This window comes from Beggiatoa alba B18LD (assembly GCF_000245015.1).
Taxonomy (GTDB): domain Bacteria; phylum Pseudomonadota; class Gammaproteobacteria; order Beggiatoales; family Beggiatoaceae; genus Beggiatoa; species Beggiatoa alba.
In genome coordinates, this window is record NZ_JH600070.1 from 1,561,077 (window position 1) to 1,584,980 (window position 23,904).

Annotated in this window: 20 protein-coding genes and 1 tRNA gene; 14 read left to right on the forward strand and 7 right to left on the reverse strand. The window is 40.1% G+C overall.

Features of this window, described 5'->3' with window-relative positions:
- Positions 1 to 177: 177 nt before the first annotated feature.
- Positions 178 to 3,483: an Eco57I restriction-modification methylase domain-containing protein gene (locus BEGALDRAFT_RS06305; RefSeq protein ID WP_002684877.1), complete on the reverse strand. Its 3,306-nt coding sequence runs from the start codon at positions 3,481 to 3,483 to the stop codon at positions 178 to 180.
- A gap of 449 nt (positions 3,484 to 3,932) precedes the next feature.
- Positions 3,933 to 4,418, reverse strand: coding sequence for a HyaD/HybD family hydrogenase maturation endopeptidase (locus tag BEGALDRAFT_RS06310; RefSeq protein ID WP_002684879.1), 486 nt, complete (start codon positions 4,416 to 4,418; stop codon positions 3,933 to 3,935).
- Positions 4,419 to 4,531: 113 nt separating this feature from the next.
- Here BEGALDRAFT_RS06310 and BEGALDRAFT_RS06315 point away from each other — a divergent pair, with 113 nt between their 5' ends.
- Together BEGALDRAFT_RS06315 and BEGALDRAFT_RS06320 are read left to right on the forward strand one after the other, a co-directional pair.
- Positions 4,532 to 4,915 carry a DUF6394 family protein gene (locus tag BEGALDRAFT_RS06315; RefSeq protein WP_002684884.1) on the forward strand — a complete coding sequence of 128 codons (384 nt, stop codon included), beginning with the start codon at positions 4,532 to 4,534 and terminating at the stop codon, positions 4,913 to 4,915.
- Between the two features lie 23 nt (positions 4,916 to 4,938).
- Entirely contained in the window at positions 4,939 to 6,618 is a 1,680-nt protein-coding gene (locus BEGALDRAFT_RS06320) for a potassium channel family protein (protein WP_198284612.1), read from the forward strand.
- 290 nt (positions 6,619 to 6,908) lie between these two features.
- Here BEGALDRAFT_RS06320 and BEGALDRAFT_RS06325 read toward each other — a convergent pair whose 3' ends face one another.
- Entirely contained in the window at positions 6,909 to 7,148 is a 240-nt protein-coding gene (locus BEGALDRAFT_RS06325; protein ID WP_002684889.1) for a hypothetical protein, read from the reverse strand.
- A gap of 227 nt (positions 7,149 to 7,375) precedes the next feature.
- On the opposite strand from BEGALDRAFT_RS06325, the gene BEGALDRAFT_RS18015 reads away from it, so the two are divergent.
- Complete coding sequence (locus tag BEGALDRAFT_RS18015; RefSeq protein WP_002684891.1) at positions 7,376 to 8,482, forward strand: hypothetical protein; 1,107 nt, start codon at positions 7,376 to 7,378, stop codon at positions 8,480 to 8,482.
- Between the two features lie 157 nt (positions 8,483 to 8,639).
- Here BEGALDRAFT_RS18015 and BEGALDRAFT_RS06335 read toward each other — a convergent pair whose 3' ends face one another.
- The 3 genes from BEGALDRAFT_RS06335 to BEGALDRAFT_RS06345 form a co-directional block, all read right to left on the reverse strand.
- The gene (locus BEGALDRAFT_RS06335) at positions 8,640 to 10,097 is read right to left on the reverse strand and encodes a hypothetical protein (protein ID WP_002684892.1); all 1,458 of its coding nucleotides are present in this window, start codon (positions 10,095 to 10,097) and stop codon (positions 8,640 to 8,642) included.
- A 263-nt stretch (positions 10,098 to 10,360) separates the two neighbouring features.
- Positions 10,361 to 13,210: an AAA family ATPase gene (locus BEGALDRAFT_RS19370; RefSeq protein ID WP_002684894.1), complete on the reverse strand. Its 2,850-nt coding sequence runs from the start codon at positions 13,208 to 13,210 to the stop codon at positions 10,361 to 10,363.
- An 88-nt stretch (positions 13,211 to 13,298) separates the two neighbouring features.
- Entirely contained in the window at positions 13,299 to 14,477 is a 1,179-nt protein-coding gene (locus BEGALDRAFT_RS06345; protein WP_002684895.1) for a helix-turn-helix domain-containing protein, read from the reverse strand.
- Between the two features lie 188 nt (positions 14,478 to 14,665).
- Here BEGALDRAFT_RS06345 and BEGALDRAFT_RS06350 point away from each other — a divergent pair, with 188 nt between their 5' ends.
- The 7 genes from BEGALDRAFT_RS06350 to BEGALDRAFT_RS06380 all read left to right on the forward strand — a co-directional run bounded on the left by BEGALDRAFT_RS06350 (position 14,666) and on the right by BEGALDRAFT_RS06380 (position 21,057).
- Complete coding sequence (locus tag BEGALDRAFT_RS06350) at positions 14,666 to 15,421, forward strand: hypothetical protein (RefSeq protein WP_002684896.1); 756 nt, start codon at positions 14,666 to 14,668, stop codon at positions 15,419 to 15,421.
- 210 nt (positions 15,422 to 15,631) lie between these two features.
- A complete protein-coding gene (locus BEGALDRAFT_RS06355) occupies positions 15,632 to 16,159 on the forward strand; it encodes a GTP-binding protein (protein WP_002684897.1) in 528 nt (175 codons plus the stop codon).
- A 154-nt stretch (positions 16,160 to 16,313) separates the two neighbouring features.
- Positions 16,314 to 17,393, forward strand: a complete 1,080-nt coding sequence (locus tag BEGALDRAFT_RS06360; protein ID WP_002684898.1) for a hypothetical protein — start codon at positions 16,314 to 16,316, stop codon at positions 17,391 to 17,393.
- Positions 17,390 to 17,920: a GTP-binding protein gene (locus tag BEGALDRAFT_RS06365; protein WP_002684899.1), complete on the forward strand. Its 531-nt coding sequence runs from the start codon at positions 17,390 to 17,392 to the stop codon at positions 17,918 to 17,920. The genes BEGALDRAFT_RS06360 and BEGALDRAFT_RS06365 overlap by 4 nt, the downstream gene beginning before the upstream one ends.
- 59 nt (positions 17,921 to 17,979) lie before the next feature.
- Positions 17,980 to 18,369, forward strand: coding sequence for a roadblock/LC7 domain-containing protein (locus tag BEGALDRAFT_RS06370; protein WP_002684900.1), 390 nt, complete (start codon positions 17,980 to 17,982; stop codon positions 18,367 to 18,369).
- 27 nt (positions 18,370 to 18,396) lie between these two features.
- Entirely contained in the window at positions 18,397 to 19,560 is a 1,164-nt protein-coding gene (locus tag BEGALDRAFT_RS06375) for a murein hydrolase activator EnvC family protein (RefSeq protein ID WP_232281972.1), read from the forward strand.
- 87 nt (positions 19,561 to 19,647) lie between these two features.
- Positions 19,648 to 21,057: a S41 family peptidase gene (locus tag BEGALDRAFT_RS06380; RefSeq protein WP_002684903.1), complete on the forward strand. Its 1,410-nt coding sequence runs from the start codon at positions 19,648 to 19,650 to the stop codon at positions 21,055 to 21,057.
- A 619-nt stretch (positions 21,058 to 21,676) separates the two neighbouring features.
- Here BEGALDRAFT_RS06380 and BEGALDRAFT_RS06385 read toward each other — a convergent pair.
- Positions 21,677 to 21,752: transfer RNA gene (locus BEGALDRAFT_RS06385), tRNA-Phe, on the reverse strand.
- A 202-nt stretch (positions 21,753 to 21,954) separates the two neighbouring features.
- Here BEGALDRAFT_RS06385 and BEGALDRAFT_RS06390 point away from each other — a divergent pair.
- From BEGALDRAFT_RS06390 to BEGALDRAFT_RS06405, 4 genes are all read left to right on the forward strand, one after another.
- Positions 21,955 to 22,146, forward strand: coding sequence for a hypothetical protein (locus tag BEGALDRAFT_RS06390; protein WP_002684905.1), 192 nt, complete (start codon positions 21,955 to 21,957; stop codon positions 22,144 to 22,146).
- Positions 22,147 to 22,223: 77 nt separating this feature from the next.
- Positions 22,224 to 22,448, forward strand: a complete 225-nt coding sequence (locus BEGALDRAFT_RS06395) for a hypothetical protein (protein WP_002684906.1) — start codon at positions 22,224 to 22,226, stop codon at positions 22,446 to 22,448.
- Between the two features lie 38 nt (positions 22,449 to 22,486).
- Entirely contained in the window at positions 22,487 to 23,308 is an 822-nt protein-coding gene (locus BEGALDRAFT_RS06400; protein ID WP_002684908.1) for an alpha/beta fold hydrolase, read from the forward strand.
- 91 nt (positions 23,309 to 23,399) lie between these two features.
- The gene (locus BEGALDRAFT_RS06405; RefSeq protein WP_002684910.1) at positions 23,400 to 23,834 is read left to right on the forward strand and encodes a CBS domain-containing protein; all 435 of its coding nucleotides are present in this window, start codon (positions 23,400 to 23,402) and stop codon (positions 23,832 to 23,834) included.
- Positions 23,835 to 23,904 lie beyond the last annotated feature (70 nt).

Below are 23,904 nucleotides of genomic sequence, written 5' to 3' on the forward strand. Positions count from 1 at the left end.
TTTTGGGTTTGCGGGTTAAATTCTGTTAATTCTGAAAATCCTGATTCAGACAATGTTGTAATTTTGTCTGGTAAATCTTTATGAAAAACAATAGAATAATCTCTGCCAGTCCTTCAACCCTTTTCATGTGTTCCAACAGACCTGCTAGGTTTTGAAAACCTAGCAGGTTTAATATTCTCACTTTTCTATCAAACTAATTTCTTCCGTTGTTAAATTAAATAACGCATAAACCGCTTGATTTATCTGATTTTCTAATGCCTGAAGCTGTTGATTAAGGATTGTGTGTTTTTCGCGGGATTCTTCTAAATAACTTTCCCAATCATCACGTTGTTTTAAACTGATTTCCGTTTTATACGATTTTTTTAATTCCGCTTGAAAGGCTTGAAAGTCTAATAACCACCATTGTTCTAGTCTCTGGTTGACCTTCTGCACACCTAAATCCGCAAAACGGCGTTGTAATTTAATTTCTAACTGATAACGTTGCTCTGCTAACTGTTGGCATTGCTCGGCAAGTTGTCCAATCTGGGCTTTTTGTTCGTCGGTAGCGGGGGGAATTATAATTTCATCAATATATTGACGAATATAGCGAAAGAAACCACCGCGTATCATTGTACTCATACCCGTGAAAATTAAAGTACAAGCCTTTGAATTTAACCAAGCTAATAAAAAATAATCCTTACAAGGCAACATATACGCTGTATTTGCTAAATAATAATTCTCCTGTGTCAAAAAGAACTTATTTTCACAAGCAATATCCGCCCAGATAATTTTGGGTTTCTCAAATTCTTCATAATAAGCACAAGCTCTTAATTCCCACCAAAATTCCCCTTTATCGGTACGCTTTTGAGCTGATTCTGCAAACGGTTCAAGCCATTGTGCGATAGATATATAATTTTTTTGTAACCATGCCCATGCAGTCACTTCATCAAACTGCCCGCCCATTTTTTCCCGTGTCCAACCTTTGGGTATTAAAATTAACCATAAATCACGTGGTTGTATGTGCCATTTTTTTAAATCTTTACCTTCTAAAAATGGTTTTAACAATTCAGCTGATTTAGCATCTTGTTGAATTAATGAATCTCGTGTTGTGCGGTCAAGTATAAATGCCTCATTTAAACCCGTTAATACACCACGATATAACGAGCTATGTACGGGTTTTTTCAGACTTTGTTGCATCAATTCATCACGTGTCATGCGGTCAACAATAAACGCCTCATTTAAACCCGTTTTAATTCCGTAAAGTGGCGAGCCGTAAACCGTTTTAAGCGTCGGATAACCCTGTGTTAATTTCGCTCGCAACTGATTTAAACGTGCATCTTCAATTTGCCAACTCTCCGCATTTAACTGTGCGTGCGCCATCACGCCATGCTGTTCGGTAAAAACATCGCTTAAATTTTCAGGCAATTTATCCTTTAAAATAAGGGTTTTAATTTGACTTTCAGCCGTTGCAGGCTGATTTTTAAAAATCAAAATAGCAGGATATGTCGTGACCCCTTCAAAAATTTGTAAATCCCCAAAATCAACGACTTTAGTTAAAGTCGCCGTTTTTTGTAAAAACTCGCGTAAGGGTTTCCCTGAACTGGTTTTAAAAAATGTGGATGAGCAAATAAAGCCAAGCATTCCTTGTGGTTTTAAGAGCTTAAAGCCTAACTCGAAAAAGTACGCATATAAATCAACGACTCCATGATAAACCTGATATTTTTCTTGAAAATAGGGTTTTAAATCACTGAGAAATTCTTGTCGAACATAAGGCGGATTGCCTAAAACAACATCAAAACCGCCATTCTCGATAATTTTGGCAAAATGCTGTTGCCAATAAAAACTTGAATTGGGTGCGGGTTCATGAAAGCCTAAACTGTTACCAACTTGTAACTGTTGGTTAATCAGGGCGAGTTTTTTATCTTTTTTCGCGGTTTTCAACCATAACGATAATTTACTGATTTCTATCGATTCAGGATTTAAATCAACGCCGTTTAAGTTGTTTTGTAAAATTTCTTTGTCTAAATCGAATAAATCACTAATTGGACTATTCGTTAATTCGCTAACTTTTTGATTAATCCGTGTATATTCAGCGTGTAAAAAATCAAATGCGGCAATGAGAAACGCGCCAGAACCACAAGCGGGGTCGACGATTTTGATATTTTTTAAAACAGTTTGCCACGCATACCAAAATTTTAATTCTATTTGTTTGCCTTTCCGCCACTCAATTACACCATCCGCTTGTAATGTGCCGAATTCGGCTAAACAGCTTAAAAAACAGCTTTGTAAATAATCGCCTAAGGTTTGTTCGACAATAAATGCGGTGATGTGGTCGGGTGTGTAAACAATGCCGTGTTGTTTGCGCTTACCACTGACAGCATGGGCTTTTTTAGCAATATTAAACGCTTCACCGCTGACAATTTGCTGATGTATTTCTTCAAGGTCAGTTATCGATTGTTCAAAGATATGCCCTAAAATTGTGACAGGAATTTCAAAATTAAAATCATATTTCGCAAGTTCACAAAATTGTTGACATAAATTATCTGAAACTTGCAATTTATCGATAAGTTTATCGTTCGCAAATAATCCGCCGTTGTAGGCGAAAATTTTTAATTCGTCGTTACCTTTATTGATGGCATTAAATAAGCCTTTGAAATTATCAAAAATAGGACGTTTATTATAAATATCTTTATATTTATAGGCTTGTTCTAAGCTATTTGCAGGTAAAAGGGCGTTATCTTCGGCAAAGGCAATAAATAGAATGCGGTCGAGCAGTTTTTGCGCGGGAGCGATTAGTTCAAGCGGTGAATAATTAGGGTTATCTTCAATCAGTTGCGCCAGTAAATTTTCACGTAAGCCACGATAATCATTATAAAGTTGAGCAGTGATGTCTTTGTCTGCTTGGCGACTTTGTTCGAGTAAAGCGTATGTTTTGCCTGTGAGTAAATTAGAGGCATGTAGGCAGAGGATAAAGCGCGAATATTCAGCAGGTTCAGTGAGTTTTGCTAAATCAAAATGTTCATAAACAAGGGAAGTTTCACCGACGGCATACAGGCGGATTTCTAAATAATTGGAGACGAGAACCCATTGACAGCCTCGTGCATTGCGGGCGTAGTTCCATGCTTGTTGGACGGGGGAAATATGTCGCCCGCTCATGATGGCATCTAAATTTTTAGTTTTCGCGCCTTTTAGTTCAAAAACGGCTTGTAGTTGGTCATTTTTTTTGTCGGGGCTAAATGTTCCTAAGGCTAAATCAACTTTTCCGCGTGCAATGGGGTATTCACGCATAATGTTAAACGTTTTTGCTTGTCCGAATGGAACATACCCTAAAACATCGACCATGATGTTTTGCATAAAAATGCCTTGTAAAGAAATTTCGGTTTCTTTTTCTAAGGCTTTCGTTTCTATTAAAGTTTGCCAGTTATTTAACTTTTCATAATGTTCTGCGGGAATTGTTTGTATCGTAAGGTTTTTATCGATGACTTTTTTACGAAAGAGGGACATTATTTAATCCTAGTTTGAATAATGTTTTAGGTATAGTAACCGTACTATAAAACAATACGAAGGACTGGCAGTCCTTTGAGGACTGCCAGTCCTAAATTTGAACTACTTTATGGTACGTTTACTATAGTGATAAATAAGTTGGGTTTTAGTTGTTTATTTTAACCCTTTTGTCTGAATCAGAATTCACAGAATTAGCAGAATTAAAAAACGTGATTCGCATTATAGTAACCGTACCATAAAGTGATTTAAGTTTAGGACTGGCAGTCCTGTGAGGACTGCCAGTCCTTCATGTCGTTTTATAATACGTTTGCTATAATTTCTTGGTTTTAGGGTTTTAAATCCTGCTAATTCTGAAAATCCTGATTCAGACAATTATGTATTTAATCCCTCGCTGGTTTATCACGATTGAAAAACTTAACTTAAGTGAATTTATAAAGGATAAAGCTGTGTTAGTCTGCGGGGGCAGTCTCTGAAATGCTCCACGCCTCAATAAGCTGAATGACTAGCGCGGCGATTTGAGGAATAGCTGAAGCAAGTTCTGGGCTGGGAGTTGTTCCCCAGTCCAGTTTTTTAGGTTGTACCGTCACTAATGCCCGCCGTTTTGGCAATCTGTCTGTCAGACTTGCTACTGTTAATAAATCAATCAAACTCACTTCGTGCGCACTGCTTTGGCGTTTGTTTAGGAATGTTTCCATTTCTTCGTTGATAAAATAGCGTATTGTTCCAATTGGGGCATGTAGTTGTGCTGCGTCGATAACAATGAGTTGTTCTGCTTCTTCAATGAGTGGTGCAAGGCTAAAACTCAGTGTGCCACCGTCGACAAGATTTACTGTTTTTTGGCTAATTTGTTGCGTTTGTAAGTAGTTTAAAACGTGAATGCCTATTCCTTCATCAGAAAGTAGGGTATTACCTATACCGAGCACTAAAGTTTGCATGAGTTCCCGCCTTTGTTGGTTTCTATACAGATTTTTTAGATTCGCTATATCTATCATAAACGCCATTCAGTAGAATTTTGCGTTTCTCTCATTTCTTTCTTTCATCTTATCGTATGAATCCAGAAAAAGTCGTTTTTGCATTTTTTATCGTCCTCGCGTTGACGCTCAATTTTGGTTTTTTTATTGGTGATATTGATAATCCTGAGCATCATCATGTTTATGAATTAGCCTTTGCGATTGTGGTGAATTTTATTGCAACGGTTTTGAAGTTTGGCGACCGTTCGCAAATGGGCGCGGTTTTGTTAGCAACCAGTTTAGTTGCAGATTTGCAGTTGATTGCAGCGGCGATTGTTTGGACAACAGTCGTTCATGTGCAGCAAACAGGGATGACTCCAACGGATATGGCAAGTATTGTGTCTTTATCGGGCGGTGCGTTGTTAGCAAATATCATTTCTGTGTTGTTATTGGTTATTGAAACTGTGATGTTGCCGCGTTAATGAATAATGTCATTTTTCTTATTATGCGCCGTATGCGCGCGCCGTTATTGGTATTAATTGGGGTTTATTCAATTTCTGTAATAGGCATGACGTTAATGTTAGGCGTGGATGCTAACGGGCAGGCTTGGTATATGAATTTTTATCAAGCCTTTTATTTTGTTTCTTATACGGCGACAACGATTGGTTTTGGTGAAATTCCTTATGCGTTTTCTGAAGCCCAGCGTTTGTGGGCGATGATTGTTGTCTATTTAACGGTTATCGGTTGGTTGTATGCCATTAGTGCGTTGCTGTCGTTGTTGCAGGATGAGTCTTTGCGACGGGTTTTAGTAGAGCATCGTTTTTCTAAAACAGTAAGCCGTTTGCGTGAGCCGTTTTATTTGGTGTGTGGCTATGGGGATACGGGTAAAGCACTTGTTCATGCATTGGAAACGCGCTCGATTCGTTCTGTTGTGATTGAGATTGAACAGAGTCATTTAGATGAGTTGTCGCTAGAAAATTTTGCCGTTTATGTGCCTCATTTGTGTGCAGATGCGAGTAAACCGTATTATTTGCAGGAAGCGGGGATTAATCATCCTCGTTGTGCTGGTGTTGTCGCTATTACGAATAATAATCTGGTGAATTTACATGTTGCGATTACAGCAAAGTTGTTAAATCCTGATATTCAAGTAATTTGTCGTGTTGATGACCAGAAAATTGCTGCAAATATGGCATCTTTTGGGACTGAGTATGTGATAAATCCGTTTGAAGTTTTTGCTCGTCAGTTGCAAACCACGCTCCACGCGCCAACGCTTCACATTTTGCAGCAGTGGTTTATTGGTAAATGGAATAAACCGCTAACAGCTGATTTAAAGCTCCCTCAGCAAGGTTTATGGGTTTTGTGTGGTTATGGGCGTTTTGGAAAAGCGGTTTATCAAGAGTTAAAAGAAGAGCCTATTCAGTTGGTGACGATTGAGGCAACGCCTGCGGAAATGGGTGCGCCTAAAGGTGAGTATGTGATTGGGCGCGGGACAGAGGCGGATACGTTAAAAGCGGCAAATATTGAGCAAGCTGTTGGGTTGGTCGCGGGGACAAATGATGATGTGGATAATTTGTCGATTGTGATGACGGCTCGAGAATTAAATCCGAATTTGTTCATCGTATTACGGCAAAATTTGGCAGATAATGCGATTATTTTTGAAGCGGCTCGTGCAGATATTATCATGCAACCCAGCAAAATTATTGCAAATTATATTTGGATATTGTTGACAACGCCGTTGCTTGAACGTTTTATGATGCTTGCCGAGCAAGAGGATGAAAAGTGGTTACTTGCGTTACTTGAGCGGTTGCAACAAACCGTTATCACATCACATCCTGTTTTATGGGAAATCAAGATAAATCAACAAAATGCTCCCGCAATCGTGAAGGCTATCAATACAGGGAGTGTGCCTACCTTGCAACATTTATTGAGTCGTCCGCGAGAACGTGGCGAGCGTTTAAACGCAGTTGTATTGCTTTGTATTCGTGGGGATAAGATGTTTTTACTGCCTAGCGAGGAGTTAGCCTTAGAAGTCAATGATTGTTTATTGTTATGTGGAACACAGTCTGCAAGCCAATGGATGCATTGGAATTTAAAGGATGAGTTTGTTTTGCATTATCTTTTAACGGGTGAAATTCTTTCTCGTAGTTATTTGGGGCGTTGGTGGCAAAATAGGGGATTGATTTAAATAAAAAAGACTTGCTAGGTTTTGAAAACCTATAGTAACCGTACCATAAAGTGATTTAAATCTAGGACTGGCAGTCCTTCATGTCGTTTTATAATACGTTTGCTATAGTAGGTCTGTCTGACCTTACTTTAATCAGCAAGATTAAAATATTGTCTGAATCAGAATTTTCAGAATTAACAGAATTTAAAACCCTTAAACCAAAAATTTTAAGGTGAATGATGCTTTTTAATTCTGCTAATTCTGAAAATTCTGATTCAGACAAAAAAAGTAGGTCTTTTTTCTCAAATTGCCTATAAGTTTTTCTTCACTGCCGTTACATAGCTTGGATTTTCATCAGCTAAAACAATGCCTTTATCTGTGCTAACCATCGGAATTACATGATATTCTAAGGCTTCGTCCTCTGCTGAATAGACGTGCCAAATTAACGCAAAACAAACAATCGGCTCAAAACTATCGACGCCGTTTTGGTCGTGAAACACTGCTGCCCACCCTTCTGCGGGCATGATTTGCATAATCTTACGTTTGCGCATGATTTCCCTCTTTATTATTAAATAAAAGATACTATATAACCTTAATATTCATTATGTTAATTAATTTTTAAGTCATTTAAGTATAAGACACTACTGGCTAAGGTAAAAATTTAACGTAAAATAATTTCTATATCGTCATAAAAACTGAATATTCTCAGGTTGATATAAGTCTATATCAATAATATACTGATTATATTCTATTTTTTAAATTTATAGGAAATTTTTTTATGTTCAGACCAAAACACTTTTTCAAATATGGTTTAGTCATGCTGGGTTTATTACTCAGTCATGCAACGGTTAGTCAAGCGATGGTAAATAGTTTGCCTGTTGACCTAAGTCTTGAAGCCAATGGGCAAAGCAATCAAATTACCATTACTCCCGATGAACCTTTAACGGTCACTATCAGCGCGACCGCATTGCCAACTTTCACGGTTTTACAACCGATGGATTGGTGGATTGTCACTAGCACGCCCTTTGGTTTATTTAGTTATGATGGTAATACCAGAGGCTTTGTAGAAGGTCTTGCCTTAGCTGAACAAGTTCCCCTTATTAATGACGGTAAATCTCTCAAGGTTCTCGACCAAGTTCATTTACCATTAGGGAGTTATCGGTTGTATTTTGGGGCAGATTTACAAGCCAATGGGGCGTTGGATACTAGTCTCGGCTATGTTCAGTTGAATGTTGATGTTGTTCCTACTCAAGCGAAAACAATTCGTTATCTTTCCAACTTTAAGGATGATGTGGATGGCTGGATTGGTGGATTTGCAGATTTACCCGTTGATGCAGACCTAGAAATTTATGAGTTGGCTTTTGGTTATGAAACTTTGCCCGCTGATTTGGAATTATCAGGCAGTGCGCCGATGTTGCAAGGACATAATCGTAGTGATGATTTATTTATGTTCATGAAGCGTGCAGTGTCAGGCTTAAAACCGAATACCAGTTACTATGCCATGTTTACCATTGATGTGGCATCTAATGCGGCAGCAGGTTCTATGGGGATTGGTGGCGCACCCGGAGAGGCGGTTTACTTGAAAGCGGGTGTTTCTATTACTGACCCTCTGTTAATTAATACTGAAGGTTACTGGCAAATCAGTATAGATAAGGGAAATCAAGCTGTTGGTGGTACTAATATGGTTTTGTTGGGTAATGTCGCGGTTGAAACGGAAGAGGATAAGTATAAGGTTAAAACCTTAAGTAATTCTGAGCCGTTTGAATTTACGACGGATAGTACAGGCATGATTTGGCTTGTTATTGGTTCAGATTCGGGGTTTGAAGGTTTCACCCGTCTTTATTATCCTGATATTAAAGTCACTTTTGAAGAAAAGAGTAAATAACGGGCATTAAGCTGTTATTTTTATGTTGTTCTAAACCTGCTAGGTTTTTAAAACCTAGCAGGTTTTTTGTGTGTGAGTTTTAAACTAAAACGCCCACCACTTGTATAGTAAGTGGTAGGCATTCGTTATAAAAATTTTTTGATTACAGTAGAGTAGATTAGTCTGTTGCTTCAGAGCTTAAGTTAGTTAAAACGCCGCTTCTGCTACGAATAGTTGCTTGTACGGAGAACTCTTCCGCTTCAACATCAATGACAAGACGAGCACGACCTGACCATAAGCCAAAATTACCTTGTAACCAAGAGGCATCGAGCACTCTGACTTCATGTGGTTGTAACGTACCGATGACGATTGAGTCTCCAATTAGATACCCATCTTGGGCGTACATCGTGCCACGTACAACGGCTGCAAATGAATTGGTGTTGTATAAGCGGATGTAAGCTCTATCTTGGGGGGTTGTCGCATCAGTGGTCAAGACGGCGGGAATATTTAAGACTCTGAATGTCGCGCCATTTTTCGTGATTTGATGAATATTCATATTGGGATCACCAAAGTCAGGTGTCCAATCATTCTTGGGTGTACCACCTAGCGTTACGGTTAATTGGCTGGGCTCGATAGCATCAGTGCCGTTGACTTCTAAGCAGATATTAACCCCCGCAGAAACAGCCGTTGGTGAAATTGCAAAAGATACGCTGTTACCCGTTGGTACAATTTCAGCAATGGTTGTTCCTAATAGACATTCGTTTGTTAAGCCTGCTGTTACGAGACGAATTTTTGAGGCATTAATGAGGGAGTCGCCTTGTACAGTGAGTAACGCCGTTTGTAGGATATGTGGGACAGTCACAAAGGTTGCCGTGTTGCGTAACATACTATTGGTAATTGCGCCGTCATTACTTCCCTTGTAAGAAACTCGTCCCACAAATGCATTTTGATCATTGACTTCAGTGGTGGAAATAAATTTTTTGGAGCTTTCTTTCACATCAATCACGGCATTGGCTGCAACACCTGCCGTATCTACACGAGAAACCGCGAGCGCGGCGGCTTGTTGGAAAGTCACATATCGACCCACATACGCTGTCGTTTTAACAGCAAAGGCATTTTTGTACTCAACTGTTGCAGAAAAAATCTTGTCTTCTCTGACAGAACCAAGATTGTAATAAGCTGTTTTTGCAGCAGTTGTACCACTTAACACCAGTAAACTGCAATAGCCACTGATTGGGCTTATTCTGTAACCTGTTTTTAGGGAGAATGTGGCTCTGGCTGTGTTGGATGACCCTAAGGAAACTTTTACGGCTGCGGTCATGCCTGCGGTGGTTTTACATAGGAGGCTTGGGGCATTTGAGAAACGGACACCGTTCCTAAGCGCAATTTTAACGAATAAAGGTGTGCTTGATGTAACGGTATAACTTGGGATGGTTAAAAAGCGAACAACAAGTGTATTGCCTGTGACGTTCCAGTAGTGATTTGCTGCTTCTAAAGGTTGTTCCATCGCATAAATCGGATAGCCTGTGGATCTAGGCTCGGTCGCTGAACCATAGATAAATGTTTCAGCAGTTGCGACCGTTGGAAGAAGTTTTAAGCTGGTAGCAACGGCAAGAGAAAGTGTTAGTTTTTTCATGTTGTGAAACCTTAAATTCATCAAGTACGTAAATATAGACAGGGCAGATTATTTTTTGTATTGAATAAACAATCCTTTTTTATAACCAATCTAACTTGGTATCAAACACTTAAATCTAACCCATTTGAGTAAAATATTAGGATAAAGATATCTATAAAATAAATAACTTAACCGCCAATTTTACACCTATCTCTTTATATATATTGATAATATGTTGTATTTTCTATAAAAGCGTTTTTCATCATAACATAATCTCGTTGTTTCTATCCACAAAACCAGCGTCTAACCATTTCTACTTGAAAACGATAGCCTTTTCCTAACGGTTCAAGGAGTTCCCGTTGTAAGAGATTTTGTAGTGCAGGGGTAAATACTTCCAATGTATAGGGTTTTGCTAATTCTTCCGTGGTTAAAATAGCCCCTTCTCCACACTCAGCGAGTCGATGTAATATTTCTGCACCGATATGGCTGACTTGATTATTTTCTATATCTGCAAAAAAGAAACGCCCATGTTGTAATGCAGAGGGAATTGCCGCGTCGACATTTTCTAAAGTGGCTAAACGTCTTTCATGAATGTGTTGGCGATTTTTTAAGGTCACAATTTCCGCACATAGGAGTTGTATTAGCGCAGGATGACAACGGGTTACTTCCATCACACGTTGGCTTGCATTGTATTCGTAACGTAATGCAAAGCCTTGTACTGGTTGTTCAATGAGTTTTAGGGCTTCACTGGCTTGTAAATAACTTAAGTGCACAATTCGAACATTAATTAAATAACTTGCCCAGCGTTCAAATTCATCTATCGTGTGTGAGCCTGATAGTAGGAGCTTGAAGCGTGGTCGATGTTGGATGATGTGGCGGAACATGCCTAATACAGAGGCTTCATCTAATAAATTTTTTGCAAATACATGTTCTAACGCGCTGAATTCATCTAAGGTTAATAAAATAGTTTGTTGTGATTCTAGGCTTTGTTCTATGGTGTCTAGCCATTCATCAAAATAAGTAAATGGGTCATCGCGTAAGATTTCGCGGTTTAGTGCGGGTAGCTGAATTTCACGATGCCGCTTTGCAGAACTCAGCATTGCTCGACTGATATTGTATAAAAAGCCTTCGTAATTTTTTGCGAGTGAAGCAGGCCCTTGTAAATCTACAAATAATGGAATAATTGTGCTGGGTAGTAATCGCCCTAAGTTATTTAATAGTGATGTTTTTCCTGTACGGCGTTGTCCGTAAAGCAATAAAGGCGGGCAACGATTGTCAAGGAGTAAACGTTCTATTTGTTCGCTGACATCTCCCCGACCAACAAAGATTTCTTGATGTTCTGTTAAGGGAATACCAATAATGTACGGATTGCTAATCTCTTGCCGACTTTCAACGGCTTCGCCTAAAGCACGCCCATAATCAGAAAGTTGTTGCCGCCATTGTTCTGCAATTGGGCGAAAACGAAGCGCGTAAGGTTCTGTAGAACGGGTTAATTCGCGTAATAAACCATCTAAGCGTTCTTCAACGGCATCTAAGGCTAGACGTTGATTATAGGTGCTTTCTTGTAATAAAGCGGCTTCTGTATCGCGGCTAATTCGGCTTAAACTACGTAGTAGGGCACTGACAGGGCTGGATAATTCGCCCGCTGCTAAATGTTTATGTGCTTTACTAATAGCGGCAACGGTTTGACATTGTTCTAATCGACGTGCATCTAGCTCGATTTGTGCTTCTTGTGCTGCCCATTTCTGTGGGGTTTGACTCAGTGCATAAATAGCCTGCTCAGTTTCAGCAGGTTTACGCTCGGCTAACATCACTAAATAGCTTTCTAAGCCATAGAGTGGTAAGCGTTGTCGTTCATCCCAAAATGCAGAATGTAGTGGCAGTAAACTGGGCGCATCAGGCGCACGTAATTCTTCTAAGCGGTATAAAATTAAGTTCCAAGCAGATACAAATGGATAAATTAATAAAGAAATCCAAGCGGGAAAACTAATGCCGATTAAAAATGCCAGTAGTAAGAAGCGTAATGTCAATTCTAATGATTGCGTTTTTAATATTACTACGAAGGCAATATACATGCCTGCACTGCTAAAAATTCCCGCAACTAAGCCAGCCCACGGATTTGCAATTCGTTTTGCTAATGCATAAGGAAAGGCAAATAGGAGTGTATAAAGTAGTCCATTTTCTATACCGTCATGAACGCCTTTAATTATTAAAGATAAGCTGTTTTGGTCTTCAAATTGATTCAATGGTAGTGTGCTGAGAATCAGCAGGGTGCTCACTAAAAAGCCTAAGAGTAGCCCTTGCCCAATGCGTAACGTTTGTAGTATCCAAATGAGAAAAATTGCGATACCAAACATAAGACTAATTAAACTGTCATAGACGAAACTAAACACGCCTCCATTTTCAAGTAGTTTCGCCGCTCCCTGTGCCAATGTGCTAATAAATTGAATAATAAAATAAATCGCACCACTGCTGATAATAACGCCAATGACAACGCTACCGATTTGTCGTTGTTGTGAATGGCGATAAGGGGTTATCGTGATGTTTTGCATAATGCTTGCGGCAAGGCTTGCCGTAAACACGGCTAATAATATCGTCATCCATGCTTGTAATGTCCCTTGTGGGATTTGAATACTTTCTTCACTGACGTTGAGCATGACAACAATTGCAATATTTTCCGCCATGCTAAACACGGTTTCGTTGTATAAACCAACCGTTAAACTTAGGGCGATACCGCCAATAATGCCAATCGTGATGCCGAAAATAACGGAGACGCTTAAACTACCGATTAAACCGCCAATGAGGGTGAAAAAGTAGGCGTAAGCACCGCTTAAAAAGAGTGCATCTGTTGTATTTGTAAATAAGCTAACCATGCTAATGGTGATTAAACTCACCCAGATTGCCCAGATAACATGCCCTGCTAATAACAATTGCCATAAATGGGTAGATTGCCAGTGTATTGTCTGTAAATCACTGAGTGCGAAATCAGGGGGCAGATTAGGGCTAATATCTTGTAGATAACGTCGCCATCCTGTCGGTTTAAACAATAACCAGCCTAATAATGAAAAACTCAGTAAGCAACTTTGTAGTAAGAAATGTCGGAAGCGCGGGCGCGATTGAGCGGAAACATTCATGCGGAATGGTCAATGTATGCAGTCAGAGGGGAACATTGAAAGATAAAAGGCTGTGACAGCCTTTGCACTGTCGCAACCTTTTATCTATTTATGATATGTCTTGTGTTAATAGATAACGATAAGAATTCATGCGTTTTAAGCCTTCAACCTGCCATGCAAGTCCTGTTTGATTTTCTTGCAAAGCGGTTAAACGGGCATGACAAAGAATCTGCAACAGGGCAGGCCATAAACCACTTTCAGCCATAATCCACGCGGTATCTGCTTCAGAAAAAGGAATGGGTGAGCTTTGAATCAATGCCAAGGCTTCTGTTTCTGTTAACGCGCCTAAATTCAGAACATGCCCAAAAATATTAAAGAATGGCGATGGTTTACTATTATCCATTGCCATTTCTTCAGGGGCTTGATGGGCGGTTAATAAAAATCCGAGTTTACCGTTTGTATGATTACTGCCTAATGAACGTAATCCCCACCAAAATTGCTCATCTAAATCTGTTGCGGCTAACCCTGCATTAATTTCATCTAACAAGATAATGGTTGGAATTGTTAGATATTGATCAATAATTTCCATAAAGCTGATTAAATCGCAAGGTTCTGGTACAGGCATATTCATTTCAACCAATAAATGCCGTAACAGACTTTCTTGATAGCACATACGTGGGTCTTGAAAATCAACAAAAATCCATTGATAACCCGGTAATAGCCAATCATTACGTTGTCCTGTGCGTAGCTGGTCGGCTGGGGTGTCAATAATGCGACGTAAATAATGCAGTAAAGACGTTTTACCACTGCGCTTTAAACCAACAACGGCAATATGTTGAAGGGGCGTACATTTCCAAACATCGAAAATTCGTTTTAATACATACTCACGCCCAAAAAATTGACGAGGTTCTGTAATAGGGGGGCCAATAATAAAAGGACTGCGTTGTATTGCACCCAGATTAAAAGAAAGTGAAGGTGTTGCCATGCGATAACGTGTCCCATGCTCAAGCGGAAAACCTGCCGCTGTTAAGAGGGTATTGCGTTCTTCAGCGTTTAAATTGAGATATGTTGCACAACGAATAACATCCGCCCGTTGACGTGGACGGCTAACAGTACCATTTAACCAACGGGTTAAAGTTCCCCGCCGAATATTTAATGCTTCCGCAAAAGTTGCTTCATTGATATTGCACCGTTTTAAATAAGACTTTAATAGCACTGCAAAGGCTTGCGGTGCGACTTGTAAGGCTAGGTGCTGGGTCTTTTTTACCGCTGAAAGTGAATTTGCCATATGAATCTTCATTCCTTGTAAAGACTCGCTTTACAGTGAATGTGTAAAAACACCTCTGTCAGGTTTTTAGGTAGATATTTTGCTAAACTTGAGGATAAAACAAGGCATTCATTCTTAAAATTGAATCACTCAGTTTAAATGAAGATTAATGAATCCCTTTTATTAGTCTATTTAAGGAGTTAGTGTTTATGAAAAAATTTATTTGTGTATTATTAGTCTTTTGGTTAAATAGTGTATATGCCGTTAATGACGATATGGTTGTTATCCGTTCTAATTCTCCTTTATTTACGATAGGACAATTATTGTCATCTACGACGGCAGTAATGCTCCCTCAAGGGGCAGAAATTACCCTTGTTTTTGCAGATGGTCAAAGTACTACTTTACAAGGGGCATTCCAAGGACTAGTGCAAAAACCACGCCTTTCATCAGTAAAAACAGCGAATACATCCAGCGAAGAGACCCCAACGGTCACAAATCATGAGAATATAGCGGTCGCGTTGGCGGGAATTTTGCACAGCAGTGAGCTATCCACCCCATTAACACGAAGTCCGCAGGAGTCCCCCGCTGATTTATGGTTAGTTGATATTAGCACGAAAAAACGTCATTACTGTGTTGCTAATCCTGAACAGCTTTCTCTCTGGCGACCTGAAACGGATAGTCGTTTAGCAGGCGATTTATTAATTAAACACAAATCATCAGGACAACAAGCAGAAGTCGTGTGGCCTGCCAATCGCACCACTATCCAATGGCCACATAATTTACCCGTTGTTTATGGGGATACTTACACAGTGGAATTGAGCAGTCGACATGGCAGTTCTACCTTTAAAATGCTGGTATTGTATCAACTCCCTGATAATTTACCCACTGTCTCACACAAAGTGGTCTGGATGGTGGGAAAAGGATGTATTCCTCAAGCCAACATGTTAATGGCGAGTTTACGATAAAAAAAGTATGGTAGAACCCTATATTTTATTATTTTAGGGGATACAGAAGGGTTGTAACGGTTGTATCACGCTGTTAAAGGTTTAACCGTGTTTTACGATTCCATAAACCGTTGCAACCCTTAATTTTTTTGTAATAATCATTTTTTTATAAAATCAATAAGAATATTATTCACTTTCTATCTTCAACGATACAGCGACACTCACGATTATATGGAAAAAATAATTTTTACTGGACCTATGGGCGCAGGTAAAACAACAGCTATCAGCTCAATTAGTGAAGTACCGCCAATTTCTACAGATGTCCGTTGTTCTGATAATGAAGGACAGGCACGCAAAGAAACGACGACGGTCGCAATGGATTATGGTTATTTCACCTTAGATGATGGTCAACGTGTCCATTTATATGGCACACCCGGACAACAACGCTTTGATTATATGTGGACAATTTTAGCACAAGGGGGAATTGGTTTAGTGCTACTATTAGACAATGCTCGCCCAGACCCGCTCGCTGACTTAGAATTTTACCTTGATTCCTTTAAAGACTTTATCAATCAAACGGGGGCAGTCATTGGTATTACCCGTATGGACGTGTCTAACCACGTTAGTTTAGACGACTATAGAAATAAACTAATGAGCAGAAACCAAATTTTTCCATTGTTCGAAATTGATGCACGTCAGGCAAATGATGTAAAAATATTAGTTCATGCTTTATTAGCTATTTTACAAGCACAAATGTGATAAAAGCAGTATGATACACACACTTGATTCCACCCAATCACAAATACAACTTTGGATTCAATGGTATAAATTATGCTAAATTGGCAGAGAAACATTTTAACGCACGTAGTTTTTACGTGGTTTGTTATTGGTGCGATTAGTCGTTTAATGTGATATGCCCTACAAAATTTCCATTAAAGCGTTGGAGAAAAACGATAGCGTCTTCTTCAAATCCATGTTGCAACTCGTGCAAAGACAGCTCAGTGCAGAATGGGAATTTGCAGAAACTGCTAATATTACCGTGGTTGATGTGGAACAAACCGATGGCAAACTCTTCTGGGAACACGCAATCAGTGATAAACAATGTGTTATTGCCTATGCAAAATACAATATCTATGATGCTCAATGGTTTCTCCCTAAACCCATCCGTGTACAGCCACTCATTACCCTCTTGAATGCGCTAGTTGAATACCAATCCATTGCTTGCCAAATTCCGTTAACAACATCAACGCCTGCTGTTGCTACGCCATTGGTACCAACAAGCTCTATCCCCATTCTTTTAAAAACGCCAACAATAAACCAAGCTATCACCCCCTCACAATCTGAGGCAACTAATGATAATAATAACAATCGGTTTAACCCTGCTCAATATCTCTTAGGACTTCTTCAAACCGCGATACAAGCCAAAACAATTAAACGATTTAGCTGTGCAGGACTTCCCCCTATTTATCTCCTCCCGACAGAACGTCGTTGTTTTACAACCAAACTCGGGATGAGTCTTAATCAACTGAATTCTGCTCAAAAAATGATGTATGGCGCGTACTCTGAACACATAGACTGCAGCGAGTTATCGCCCGAAACGGTTTTAAGCGAAGTAGAAAAAAGTGGTTTAAATGGTTATCCCATTGAAACAATCCTATGGGTAACAACATTAGCCGCGTCCCATGGACGCATCATTACCTCTTATCCCCCTAATGTTTCTATCCGTTTAAAACAATGGCCAAATTTTGCTGTTTTACCACACCAACCAACTTACATGAATCTCGCCGCATTTATGCTAAAACACGGTGCAGATTTATCGACGATTGCAGAAAAGACCCAAGTAGAACTTCATACTGTTATTGACTTCTTCAATGCCTGCCAAGTTTTAGGACTGACAATTGCAGAAGAGAAACAAAATCCACTACAGGAAAAATCTGTGTCAGGGGTAAAACGTCACTTGTTTAAAGGTATCTTAAAACGCCTAATGTCATGAGTGAAATTAAAATTGTATTTACTGGTAGTATGGGAGCAGGTAAAAGCTCTGCAATCGCCACCATTAGCGAAATCCCTGTGATTAACACCGATGTGCGTGCCACTGATTTAGAAACGGCACAACGCAAAGAAAAAACCACAGTCGCAATGGACTATGGCGAACTTACCCTAGAAGATGGACAAAAACTCCGTTTATACGGTACACCGGGTCAACAACGCTTTGACTACATGTGGAAAATTTTAACTAAAGGCGCGCTAGGTCTCATTATTCTTATAGATAATGCAGGTTCAGACCCTATTGGTGATTTAGCCCGCTATTTAGACAATTTCCATGAATTTATTACGGAAACAACAGCCGTTATTGGAATTACACGCACAGATATCAGCAATGAACCGAGTATTGAGGCATACTATACATTTTTGCAAAATCGCGGGATTCAACTGCCTTTATTTCCCATTGATGCCCGCTCAAAAGAAAGTGTCGTGATGCTCATACAAGCCCTTGTCGCAATGCTCGAGTTTGGTTAAATCACCTAACCAAATTAACTGACAAACATCATGACTAATACAGGATATGGATTTCAACTATGGCACTGCTTTCAACAACACAAATCAAACAAGTAGAATTAAGACTCGGTAAATTACTCGATGACTGCAACGCAATTGATGCAAGCGTCGTTGCAACATTAGACGGTCACCTCGTCGCCATGCGTCAAAAAGCAAACCAATACTCCTTAGAACGTTTGGCGACGATGGGTAGTACCCTCATGTCACTTGGAGACACCATCACCGCCGAACTGCGTATGGGCAACTGCGAAAACGTCATTTCTGAAAACAAAGGCGGTATTATTGCCTTTATGCACGTCAATAAAGACCTTGTCCTTGTCTCACTGACAACCCATAAAAATGCACTAGGTATGCTCCTAAGCTACTCACGGCGATATGCAGAAGAACTTGCACAAATTGTGACCGCTTAAATACCAACCCCCTATTTGTTATAGCAGGTGGACGACCATCCACCTCACCACCTAATCCCACACCATATGCACCGTCTCAGCTTACTCATTGGCCTAATCCTCCTGCCAATACTGGGATTTAGCGAATCTACAGCCGACCAACTCCAACAACTCACTGCCCGTATTCAAGCACTGCAAGACAAAATGCAAGACACCCGCACCGAATACGGACGCTTACAACGTCAACTTCAACAACGCGAAGAAGACATTGGTGAAACCGCTGAACGCCTAGACGGACTTAGCGAAGAACTAACCGATAAACGCAACACCCTCATTGACTTAGAACAACAAAAACAACAACAGACCCAAAAACTCACAGAACAGCGTCAAGCCCTCGCCAAACAAATCCGCGCTGCTTACATCACAGGACGACAAGACTATCTAAAACTGTGGCTCAACCAACAAGACCCCTTTGCAATTGGTCGCGTACTCACCTATTACGACTACATCAACCGCGCCCGTATTCAAGAAATTGATGCCATACAAACAACCCTTAAACACATCCAAACCCTAAGCCAACAAATTGTCCAAGAAACTAGCACTGTTAATACACTTATTGGCGAACAAAGCACCAAAAAGAACCAACTAGAAACCAGCTACCAAGACCGCCAAGGCATTCTTGAAGAACTCGCCCGCACCATAGAAAGCACCGATAAAGAAATCAAACGCCTACAAGACGACAAAAAACAACTAGAACAACTCCTAGGCATTGTCGACAAAACCTTTGAAACCCTCCCCCCGCCTGTAGAGTCCAACACCATTTTTGCTACACTCAAAGGCAACTTACCTCGCCCTGTTGCAGGTGACATTACAAAAAAATTTGGAGACGAACTCATCGGCTCACTAAAATACCAAGGGTTACTGATTAATGCCCCACTTGGCGACAAAATCACCAGCATTGCCTCAGGACGCATTGCTTTTGCTGACTGGTTTCGTAATATGGGACAACTCATTATCATCGACCACGGTAAAGGCTACATGAGCCTATACGGACACAACCAAAGCCTATACGTCAAAACAGGTGACTGGGTTGAAGCAGGTACTCCAATTGCCAGCGTTGGCAACAGCGGCGGGCGCAATATCACAGGTTTATACTTTGAACTCCGCTACCAAGGCGTTCCTGTTGACCCTTTGACGTGGATACATAATTAAATATACTTGTAACAAACGGGTAGCATACCCACATACGCTTTTACAGTTTCAGCTAAGTGCCATAACAACATATGGTCGGAGAATTTCATGGATATCTTTTCCCGTCAACTACCTACACTCGTTGCAGGTACGGTGCTAGGTTCTTTCGTTGCCTTTACCATCCTAGGAACTAACGTTTTTGCCGAACGCGACACCAGTACAAAAACCATTCCCTTTGAAGACCTACGTGCATTTACGGAAGTTTTCCACCGCATTAAAAGCAGCTATGTAGAACCCGTTGACGACAAAACACTTCTACAAAATGCCATTCAAGGAATGTTATCAGGGCTAGACCCCCATTCTAACTACCTTACAGAAGAAGCCTATCAAGAACTGCAAGTTGGCACGACAGGTGAATTCGGCGGTTTAGGCATTGAAGTAGGCATGGAAGATGGCTTTGTTAAAGTCATTTCCCCCATTGACGACACCCCCGCTCAAAAAGCAGGCATACAAGCGGGAGACATGATTATCCGTTTAGACGATACCCCCGTAAAAGGCTTAAGTCTGACAGAAGCAGTTAAACTCATGCGCGGTAAACCAGGAAGCAGTATCAAACTGACCATTGTCCGCGAAAACGAAGAAAAACCACTTACCATTGATATTGTCCGCGATATCATCCAAGTAAAAAGCGTGCGTAGCGATACCCTAGAACAAGGCTACGCCTATGTTCGTATCAGCCACTTCCAAGCCCATACTGGTGAAGACCTAAGCAAAGCTTTAGAAACCCTGAGAAAAGACAATAAAGATGGAATAAAAGGACTCGTCCTAGACCTACGCAATAACCCAGGGGGCGTACTCAACGCAGCTGTCGCCATCTCTGACGCATTCATTACAGACGGACTCATTGTGTACACCGAAGGACGTACCAACGATGCCCATCTAAAATTTGAAGCCCGTCCCGATGACGTACTTAACGGTGCACCAATTGTTGTTCTCGTTAACGGTGGTTCAGCCTCAGCCTCCGAAATTGTTGCAGGCGCACTACAAGACCACAAACGCGCCATCATCATGGGTGAAAAAACCTTCGGAAAAGGCTCTGTACAGACCATTCTGCCGATGGGAAACAATGCAGCATTAAAACTCACCACAGCCCGTTACTACACCCCGTCAGGTCGCTCTATACAAGCAGAAGGGATTGTTCCTGATATCCCACTGAAACGCTTAGAACTTGCCGAAGCAAAAAATGAAGATTTAGGCTTAAGAGAAGCAGACCTTGCTCGTCATTTAGACAAAAAATCTAAAGCAGACGAAGTGAACAAAGCCCTAGAAGAGGAAGACCTGAAAAACGGCAAACAACCACAAGCCACAGATACTTCTAAAGATGCTAAAGACAGCAAAGACACAACCGCGAAAAAGGATGCAGAAAAACCGCTCGCCCAACGCGATTATGCTGTTCATGAAGCCCTTAACTTACTGAAAGGAATTATTATTTTAGAAACTCGTAAATCTGCTTCTTAATTGACATCATTACGTCTAATAAAAAACGCCCCTTCATGGAACAAAAATGAAGGGGCGTTTTAATTTGTTCAAATCGATATTAGGATTAACCTGAGTTCGGCGAGTTTTATAAAATAAAACAGAGACCTGCTAGGTTTTCAAAACCTAGCAGGTCTGTTGGAACACGCGAAAAGGGTTGAAGGACTGGCAGAGATTATTCTCTTGTTTTTCATTAAGATTCACCAGACAAGATTACAACATTGTCTGAATCAGGATTTTCAGAATTAACAGAATTAGCGGAATTTAAAACCCTTAAACCAAAAAGTAAGATGAATCATGCTTTTTAATTCTGCTAATTCTGAAAATTTTGTGAATTCTGATTCAGACAAGCTGTTGTTTCTTTAACAGAAACTCGCCGAACTCAGGTTAGGATTAAAATGCGAAATTATAAAAATTCTGATTCAGACAGATGATTATTTTTGAATGAATAAATGGCGTGCAGGAAATTGAGACAAACTAAACATATTGCCTATAAAGTTAAAGTATAGGAAAAATGAGAAAGTGACTTGCTTAATGTTAGGGGATTTTACGATGAGAAAAACACTTAGATAAAGTGTTAAAACAAGACTTAATCAAAGAATGGTGGCCAGAGTCGGAATCGAACCAACGACACGGGGATTTTCAGTCCCCTGCTCTACCGACTGAGCTATCTGGCCACGCGGCGTGTAAAGCACATATTAAACACCTAAATCTAATTTTTGTCAAGCAATCGTTCTTAAAAAAGCGTAAAAAATTTGACCTGTTTTATAACGACTCATTTATTAGGCTGTTAAAATAGTCTGTATTTCTTTGTAATCCATTTTAGGGGATGCGTTAAACATAAACCCCCTTGTTTTAAGTCATGATTGAGAAACGATAATGTCCCAACCTTATACTTATTTACGTTGGTTTAATGAAATTTGTACCTATTTAGAACAAGAAAATGTGTCCATGACCGCGCAACAGATTGAAACTTTATTTCGTCCGCAATTTGAAAAGCAGTTAACGCCTAAACAAGCCATTGCGATGTGTTGGCAAGCGATTAATCAACGACGACCAACAAAGTATTAACCCTATTTTTAACAAAATTGATGCCCATTATCTCAATAAGTGGGAGTTATCTTCATACAACTAGAGGATATTTTCATATGGCACTGTATTCAGACGGACAAGTCATTTTAAAGTCAGGAAACCCAGAAGAAGATGTGAAAAGATTACAGACAGAGATAAGCCACTGGAAGCGTATGCAAGCAGAGGGTGATGAATACTTTTGTACGCTTGATATTAAAGAATTCACGGACATGTACGTTATTATTTCTAACGTTATCGGGTATCGAGAACAATATTGTTGTGAAGAACATCCTGATGAATAAGGTATAAGACTAAAACATGAATGTAATTGTTTTTTAAAATGACAATTCACACTGAAATCATCCCCATTACCTTAGATGGGCGTTATATTCACGCAGAATATTTAAAGCCTAACAATGATGATTCTTCTCGCCCTACCTTAGTCTTTTTACATGAGGCACTGGGCAGTATTCAGCAGTGGCGCGATTTTCCGCAAGCCGTTTGTGAAGCAACAGGCTGTCCTGCCCTGATTTATGACCGTTTTGGCTTTGGTCAATCCGACCCCATCCCCAAAGCGCGACATATTGGCTATTTACATGATGAAGCTGAAATTTATTTACCTGAAATTTTGAGCGCGTGTGGCATTCATCAGGCTATTTTGATAGGGCACAGCGATGGCGGTTCGATTGCGTTACTGTTTGCCGCACGTTTTCCTCATATAACTGTTGGTATTATTACCGAAGCAGCACATATTTTTGCGGAAACAGTAACGATTGCAGGCGTGCGACAAGCAAAAAAGTTATATACGATTAGCGGTCTTTCCCAGAAGCTCGCCCGTTATCATGGGGATAAAACCGAAAGTATGTTTAAAAATTGGGCAGATACATGGTTATCACCTGCATTTGTGCATTGGAATATTGAAGACTGTTTACCCCATATCACTGCCCCAGCCCTGATTATTCAGGGCGAAAATGATGAATATGGTACACACTTACAAGTAGAAGGCATTGCAAAACAAGTGCGGGGAGCTGTACGGGCGGAAATCATTCCCGCTTGTGGGCATGTTCCACATCAACAAGCACGAGAAATAACGCTCGTTCTAATGATTGAGTTTATTAATAGCTTGCTTGAAAAACCTAAATTGACGACAATGAGTCGTTAGTTAATATCACTGTATAAGTAGAATAAAACGCACAAATTACGCTCATCTCATGATTAAGAGATGATTTTGTCATCCATACAGGAGCAAAATAATGACACTAAAACGAATTTTGGACCAAAAAGGTATGTGTGAAGTCGTTTCTATTGTAGAAACGGCAACGATGTTAGCTGCCACAAAAAAAATGTGTGAGCACTATGTCGGGGCTGTGTTGATTGTGTCTAATGCGGGTTTGCCCATTGGCATTGTTACAGAACGTGATGTGCTTCGATTTTGCGCAACCCGCTCTACAGAATTGGATACTGTATTAGTGACTGATGTCATGACAAAGGACTTAATTATCGGCACATTTGACACGCCAATTGATGAGGCATTGACCATTATGACGGAGAAAAAATTCCGACACATTCCAATTGTGGATAGTGGCAAAATCGTGGGCATGGTGTCATTAGGCGATTTAGTGAAAATTAAGTTAAAAGAAACCTCTGTCGAAGCGAAGCATTTACGCGATTATATTGCGATGGCATAAGTATAAAAACCCCCGTTGTATGCTAAAAACAACGGGGTTTTTTATAGAAAATATCCCTAAATAGAGGAAA

Bases quoted from the DNA above. Each gene is read 5' to 3' on its own strand.
- BEGALDRAFT_RS06305 (WP_002684877.1), bottom strand. From the start codon at position 3,483: ATGTCCCTCTTTCGTAAAAAAGTCATCGATAAAAACCTTACGATACAA.
- BEGALDRAFT_RS06310 (WP_002684879.1), bottom strand. From the start codon at position 4,418: ATGCAAACTTTAGTGCTCGGTATAGGTAATACCCTACTTTCTGATGAA.
- BEGALDRAFT_RS06315 (WP_002684884.1), top strand. From the start codon at position 4,532: ATGAATCCAGAAAAAGTCGTTTTTGCATTTTTTATCGTCCTCGCGTTG.
- BEGALDRAFT_RS06320 (WP_198284612.1), top strand. From the start codon at position 4,939: ATGCGCCGTATGCGCGCGCCGTTATTGGTATTAATTGGGGTTTATTCA.
- BEGALDRAFT_RS06325 (WP_002684889.1), bottom strand. From the start codon at position 7,148: ATGCGCAAACGTAAGATTATGCAAATCATGCCCGCAGAAGGGTGGGCA.
- BEGALDRAFT_RS18015 (WP_002684891.1), top strand. From the start codon at position 7,376: ATGTTCAGACCAAAACACTTTTTCAAATATGGTTTAGTCATGCTGGGT.
- BEGALDRAFT_RS06335 (WP_002684892.1), bottom strand. From the start codon at position 10,097: ATGAAAAAACTAACACTTTCTCTTGCCGTTGCTACCAGCTTAAAACTT.
- BEGALDRAFT_RS19370 (WP_002684894.1), bottom strand. From the start codon at position 13,210: ATGAATGTTTCCGCTCAATCGCGCCCGCGCTTCCGACATTTCTTACTA.
- BEGALDRAFT_RS06345 (WP_002684895.1), bottom strand. From the start codon at position 14,477: ATGGCAAATTCACTTTCAGCGGTAAAAAAGACCCAGCACCTAGCCTTA.
- BEGALDRAFT_RS06350 (WP_002684896.1), top strand. From the start codon at position 14,666: ATGAAAAAATTTATTTGTGTATTATTAGTCTTTTGGTTAAATAGTGTA.
- BEGALDRAFT_RS06355 (WP_002684897.1), top strand. From the start codon at position 15,632: ATGGAAAAAATAATTTTTACTGGACCTATGGGCGCAGGTAAAACAACA.
- BEGALDRAFT_RS06360 (WP_002684898.1), top strand. From the start codon at position 16,314: ATGCCCTACAAAATTTCCATTAAAGCGTTGGAGAAAAACGATAGCGTC.
- BEGALDRAFT_RS06365 (WP_002684899.1), top strand. From the start codon at position 17,390: ATGAGTGAAATTAAAATTGTATTTACTGGTAGTATGGGAGCAGGTAAA.
- BEGALDRAFT_RS06370 (WP_002684900.1), top strand. From the start codon at position 17,980: ATGGCACTGCTTTCAACAACACAAATCAAACAAGTAGAATTAAGACTC.
- BEGALDRAFT_RS06380 (WP_002684903.1), top strand. From the start codon at position 19,648: ATGGATATCTTTTCCCGTCAACTACCTACACTCGTTGCAGGTACGGTG.
- BEGALDRAFT_RS06390 (WP_002684905.1), top strand. From the start codon at position 21,955: ATGTCCCAACCTTATACTTATTTACGTTGGTTTAATGAAATTTGTACC.
- BEGALDRAFT_RS06395 (WP_002684906.1), top strand. From the start codon at position 22,224: ATGGCACTGTATTCAGACGGACAAGTCATTTTAAAGTCAGGAAACCCA.
- BEGALDRAFT_RS06400 (WP_002684908.1), top strand. From the start codon at position 22,487: ATGACAATTCACACTGAAATCATCCCCATTACCTTAGATGGGCGTTAT.
- BEGALDRAFT_RS06405 (WP_002684910.1), top strand. From the start codon at position 23,400: ATGACACTAAAACGAATTTTGGACCAAAAAGGTATGTGTGAAGTCGTT.